General features: G+C 61.3%; 2 protein-coding genes and 2 pseudogenes. 2 read left to right on the top strand and 2 right to left on the bottom strand.

Annotated features, from left to right (window positions below):
* A pseudogene (locus X773_RS76025) lies at positions 1–554 on the bottom strand (class I tRNA ligase family protein); the annotation flags it as partial.
* Positions 555–1,038: 484 nt separating this feature from the next.
* Between X773_RS76025 and X773_RS0140475 the strand changes: the two are divergent.
* Positions 1,039–2,685, top strand: coding sequence for an MFS transporter (locus X773_RS0140475; protein WP_031213434.1), 1,647 nt, complete (start codon positions 1,039–1,041; stop codon positions 2,683–2,685).
* 624 nt (positions 2,686–3,309) lie between these two features.
* Positions 3,310–3,887 (top strand): annotated as a pseudogene (locus tag X773_RS76020) (IS5 family transposase).
* Here the strand turns inward: X773_RS76020 and X773_RS73125 are convergent.
* On the bottom strand, positions 3,875–4,873 hold the full coding sequence (locus tag X773_RS73125) for a nitronate monooxygenase (protein ID WP_036239893.1): 999 nt from the start codon (positions 4,871–4,873) through the stop codon (positions 3,875–3,877). The pseudogene X773_RS76020 and the gene X773_RS73125 overlap by 13 nt on opposite strands.
* Positions 4,874–5,194: the final 321 nt, after the last annotated feature.

The raw sequence follows: 5,194 nt of genomic DNA, 5'->3' as shown, positions 1-5,194 counted from the left end.
CATGCCTTCGACCGGATAGCGGAAGTGCCAGAGGTTGCCGTTGACTTCCTGCTGCTCGACCTCGAGATCCGAGATGGCGGTCAACAGCTTCGGGTCCAAGTTCACAAGGCGCTTGTCCTTGTAGATCAGCCCTTCCTTGTAGAGCGTCACGAACACTTCGAGCACGGCCTTGGACAGGCCCTCCTCCATGGTGAAGCGCTCCCGGCTCCAGTCGGCCGAGGCCCCGAGCCGCTTCAGCTGGTTGAGGATGGCGCCGCCGGATTCTGCCTTCCATTCCCACACCTTGTCGATGAACTCATCGCGCGTCAGGTCGCGGCGGTGGATCTGATTTTGCATCAGCTGGCGCTCGACCACCATCGCGTGGCGATGCCGGCATGGTCCATGCCTGGTTGCCAAAGAACGTTCTTGCCGCGCATGCGCTCGAAGCGCACCAGAATGTCCTGCAGCGTGTTGTTGAGCGCGTGGCCCATATGCAGCGAGCCGGTGACATTCGGCGGCGGGATGACGATAGTGAAGGCTTCAGCCCCCTCCTCGGCCCCGGCACCGGCCCGAAACGTCTTTTCAAGCGTATTATGTTTTTTGTGCATAGACCAACGAGTTGAACGGCGGCCCCATAAATCGCCGATGTGATAGGTCGGGCAAAGGCGTCCACCAGCTCGTACTTGTCAGGACGATGCCACCCTTGATCTTGCACCCGCCTCCGATACCAGCGATGCGCTGCGTCATATGCTCATGCCTGTCAGGATGGGATGGGCGCTGCTAGCACCGTGGCAGTTTGACAACCCGGCCATCGGGGCGGTAGCACCGTCCAAGACCAAGAGTCGCAGGGCAGACCGCACCCCATCGGGCTGCGCGACCCAGACCAGCTGACGCCCAACTGGCACACTCATCGCGCATCAGCACCGTGGATGCGACATCTACTTTGTTTACTTTGTTGCGAGCGCGATATCGGAACTTGGTTGTGACGCAGCTGTGCGTAAGCGCACCGCTGTCAGCAAGTGAGTGAGCGAAAGAACTACGTGGTGGAGGTGAGAAGTCATGCGGCGTCAAGATTCCCCGCCCTTTGCGGCAAACACACTGATCCCTCTTCAGAATCCGGTCTTTCGTTCGATCTGGACAGCCACGCAGATATCCAGCCTTGGCTGGCTGGTGCAGAGCGTGGCTATAAGCTGGCTTATGGCAACGATTTCAGCCTCCGATCTGATGGTTGCGCTCGTGCAGGCTGCATCGACACTGCCCGCCTTCTTCTTGTCGATCCTTGCTGGAGCGATTGCAGACAGCTTCAGCCGCCGCGGCGTGATGCTTGCCGGACATTGCCTGATCGCATTGGCATCCACGGCGCTGGCTCTCTCTGTTGGACTGGGCTTTGTCAGTCCATGGCTGATCTTGGGACTGAGTTTCTTGGCGGGATGCGGCTTTGCCTTGAATGATCCAGCCTGGCACGCCTCGGTCGGCGACATCCTGGAAAAGCGCGACATACCCGCTGCAGTGACGCTGATGTCGGTGGGGTACAACGTGGTTCGGAGCATAGGACCGGCGCTGGGCGGTGTAATTTTGGCTTTGCTGGGCCCCCTTACGGCTTTCGCTTTCGCTGCGCTGACCGACCTGGTCCCATTGAGCGCTGTCCTGCGCTCCAAGTGGCAAGTTCGTTCTTCGCCTCTTCCGCGCGAGCGGATGACGACGGCCATTCATGATGGCATGCGCTTCACGGCAATCTCCTCGGAGATCAGAGTGGCGATCGTGCGTGCAACCCTGTTCGGGCTGTCAAGCATCTCGATCCTTGCTCTGCTCCCCCTCCTGGTTCGCGACCAACTGGCGGGGGGGCCAATTGTTTACGGCGTCCTGTTGGCCGGCTTCGGCACAGGCGCCTTCATCGCGGGCATTGGCAATAGCTACTTGAGACGCATCACGTCCCAAAATCGATTGATCACGCTCGCGTCCGTTGCTTGCGCAACGTGTTGCCTTTTACTGGCTCTCACATCATCGGTGGCTGTAGCAGCGATCGCGCTTGCAATCGCTGGCGCCGGCTGGGTTGTCACCTGGACCGGAACCGACGTGTGTGTGCAGTTGGCAAGCCCAAGGTGGGTCGTTGGTCGCACCCTGTCGATCTATTACGCCCTGACCTACGGCGGCATGGCAGCGGGCAGCTGGATCTGGGGTGCTGTCGCGCAGTACTATTCCCTGACGTGGGCTTTGGAAGGTGCTGCAGCGGCGCTGTTGCTGGTTGCAGCTGTGGGAAAGCTATTGCCGGTACGGCTATGGGAGGAATCGGATCAAGGGGCCTTCGACTTCAGGCCACCAGAACTGGCCCTCGATTTGAAGCCCAGGAGCGGCCCGATCGTGATCAAGGTGGAGTACTCGATCCCCGAGGAGAATATCGAGGAATTTCTGAGCTGCATGCGCGAAAGGCGGCGCGTTCAGAGCCGTGCCGGTGCGCGGGACTGGACCCTCCAGCGCGATCTTCAGAACTCGACTCTTTGGACCGAGACATTCCGCACGCCGACATGGACGGACTATCTTCGTCTAAACCATCGGCTAACAGTGACTGACAGGGAGGTAGGCGAGCGCCTTGCCGCTCTGCGGGTCGGTGATTCTCCTCCTCGTCTCTCACTTTCGATCGAGCGGTCGACAAGCCCCGCCCCCGGCAGCCAAGTCCAGCCTGTGCCCTTTGTATCGCGCCCGTAAGGAAACCAGTAACTTTTCTGGGCTCGGACACGGGAATGGCCGAGACCTACTCCTTCTCTCGTCGGGTCAGCCCGGATTGCCATACCTTGCGGCCGGTTAGGCGAGCATGAGGATTTGTGTGGCACGTATGTCCACCACGGGCCCATGTCCAGCCCCACCGCCTCTGCCATCAGATCGGCTTGGGGACGGGTTCAGGTCGCCTGTCCCCGTGCATCGCGGCGAGCAGCGGGGAGCAAGGGGGGCGGAGGGGTCTCGCCGGGCACGGAGTGAAGCGGGCAGACGGAGGAATCCGCCACCTGCGGCGCGACAATGAAGCTGCGAGCGTTGCCTCAATCAAGATGAGAATGCTGGCGGGTTGGAACGCAGGGAGGGCGTAGCCCGACTGGAGTTTCAACCCGCCAGCGCCGCCGCCTTTTCGGGCTTCAGCGCGCGCGTGGATTTTCTGCATTTAGCTGCAGCGAAGGTCCCGGTGGTGCGGTGGAAGCGCACCCGGGGCATCTTGGACTTATTATCCAGGACTGCTGCATTGCCACAGCAATGGTCACAACCTGCTAGGGTCCGGACCCATAAAGGGTTCCACTGACGGTGGTTTTATGATTCACGGTCTCCAAAGGGAGGCCACCGATGAATCGCGATTATTTCTGGCTGACCGAGGAGCAGTTTTCGCGGCTGCAGGCGCTGCTGCCAACCGACACGCGCGGCAAGCGCTGGCGGTCCTCCGGCTGAGGTCCTGATCGACTCTTCGGCCGTGAAGGCGCATCGCTGCGCTTCTGCCGGCAAAGGGGGGAGCAAAATCAGGCGATTGGCCGGTCGCGCGGTGGGCGAACCACGAAGATCCACGCCCTGACCGATGGCCTGTGCCGCCCGATCGCTTTCCTCTTGACCGGTGGCCAGGTCGCCGATTGCAGCGCCGGAGATTTGCTTCTGGAGCAGATGCCCGAGAGCCCGATCCTGCACGCCGACAAGGGCTATGACACCAATGCCATTCGCCACAAGGTCGAGGCTAAAGGGGCGATGCCGAACATTCCGTCGAAAGCCAACCGGCGCTGGAAGAACTGCTTCTCCCCTTCCTCTACCGTGATCGCAACGCCATGTTTGGACGGCTCAAGGATTTCCGCCGCATTGCCACCAGCTACGATCGATCGGCCACTAACTTCCTCGCTGCCGTCTGCCTCGCCGCTACGGTCGGTTACTGGCTGTGACAGTTGTCCTCGACAAACAGAAGCGAACTTGCGCCCTGAAGCAGGGTGATCGCTTCAGAAACGGTGCGAAGGAGTATGTCACTCGCCGGCTCGATGTCGTGGATGAGGCCGGCGGCCTCACCAATCATGATCGCGGCTATCGTGGGATCGCCGCTTGCCCACGCTTCGCGGTAGGCAGCGGACTGCGCGTCAATGTCGGCGAGGAGATGGGCCTCATTGCCGTGCCAGGCTTCCGTAAAAGCATTCTTCCGAACGCGCAGTGAAAACCGCGATGGCCAATCCAGGCGGCGCGCTAGGTCCATCACCGAGGTTCGAACCGTGTCGTCTCCGGTCGCCGCAAGGGCAGCCTGGTGCAGATTTGGATGAACGAGAGCCTCCAACGAGGCCCAGAAACGTGATCCCATCACGACGCCATCAGCGCCAAGCATCAGCGCCGCTGCAAGCCCACGACCATCGGCGATGCCACCGGCCGCGCAGATGAGCGTGTCCGGCGCCCGTCGCCGTACCAAGTTCGCGACCTCCGGAACAAATGTGAATGTCGCTCGCTTCTCACCGTGACCGCCGGCTTCCGCGCCTTGGGCGACGACGATGTCGGCTCCGACATCAAGAGCGCGGCGCGCGTCGTCGAGGCTCTGGACCTGGCAGATCAAGGGGACCCCGGCGGCCCGTATCGCCGGCGAAAAAGGCGCCGGGTCGCCAAAGGATAGGAAAATCGCACTTGGTCGCGGCTCCAGGGCCTTATCGAGTAGGCGCGGGTTCCTGGCGAGTGACCATGTTATGAAGCCGCAGCCGACAGGTCGGTTGCCAGATCGCTCGAACTCTCGCGTCAGCCAATCAGCGTCGCCATAGCCGCCGCCGATAAGCCCAAGCCCTCCGGCTGAACTGACCGCACCTGCGAGTTCCCCGCCCGATGCGAATGCCATCGGCGCGCTGATGATCGGATGCTGCAGTTCAAGCCGATCAGTGAGACGGGTTACGATGCGCATCATCACTCCAACAGATTGCCTTGAGTATCGCAGGTTCGGTTGATTCTATCGAGCCCCGCTCAGCGCCCCGCGATTAACGGCAACCAGAGCCCCCAGTCGACCAACGGTTATGAGTCCGGACCTTAGTACTACAGTTGCGGATGCCGATGCCGTTTGTAGTGACAGATGGTGGCCGCAGCCTGATGTCGTCGTCGCCATAGCGACCAGGCGATGATGAAGGGCTTTTGTGTCGGTGGGAAGATGAGGCGGCGAGGAGATAGCGGATCTCGGGGACGCTCGGGACGAGCGCAGCCATCCGGATCAGGCGGCGATTGGCTCCTT

It is taken from the genome of Mesorhizobium sp. LSJC280B00 (assembly GCF_000502835.1).
GTDB lineage: Bacteria > Pseudomonadota > Alphaproteobacteria > Rhizobiales > Rhizobiaceae > Mesorhizobium.
This window is presented reverse-complemented; position numbering and strand designations above follow the sequence as displayed.

What these genes read in the sequence shown, in the direction of transcription:
- X773_RS0140475 (WP_031213434.1), top strand. Translation starts at nt 1,039, where the DNA reads ATGCGGCGTCAAGATTCCCCGCCCTTTGCGGCAAACACACTGATCCCT.
- X773_RS73125 (WP_036239893.1), bottom strand. Translation starts at nt 4,873, where the DNA reads ATGCGCATCGTAACCCGTCTCACTGATCGGCTTGAACTGCAGCATCCG.